The sequence below is a fragment of the Sedimentibacter sp. B4 genome (assembly GCF_000309315.1).
Classification (GTDB): domain Bacteria; phylum Bacillota; class Clostridia; order Tissierellales; family Sedimentibacteraceae; genus Sedimentibacter; species Sedimentibacter saalensis.
In genome coordinates this window covers 1-415 of sequence record NZ_CANG01000050.1, presented here as the reverse complement: position 1 = coordinate 415, position 415 = coordinate 1, and the positions used below count along the sequence as shown (strand labels likewise).

1 protein-coding gene is annotated in these 415 nt (G+C 63.4%); it reads left to right on the top strand.

The window, feature by feature from the left end:
* Positions 1-415 (top strand): hypothetical protein (locus BN358_RS26020; RefSeq protein ID WP_040582329.1); only part of this gene is annotated, 415 nt, incomplete at both ends.

Below are 415 nucleotides of genomic sequence, written 5' to 3'. Positions count from 1 at the left end.
GAGCTCGCCAAACGAATCCCCGCAGACGAGGCCGAGCGACTGGCTCATCTTGAGCGGGCGCGCAACGTGGTGGCTGCCAGTAACGAGACGGCCGCGTCGCTCGTTCACGCACGCAGCCCCCTAACAGCGATGCTTACCGCCTCCGAGTTCCTTCGGAGGCCGGATGCATACATTCGCGGTGCGTGGGATGACCGCACGATCCTGGCGCTGGCAATCATGCTGGCCTCCGGACCTCCTGCCGCGCCCTTCCAGATTGAGGAGAAGCCAGACGTTGAAGAACGTCGCATGGCCCTCATAGCTACCCTCAGCCTCATCCGCACCGATAGCGGCCAACACACTGACGTCGACATCGTCGATTCAATCTTCTCCGCCCGCCCAGAGATCGCAGACCTCCTCGGAGCGAGCAGATCCTGGG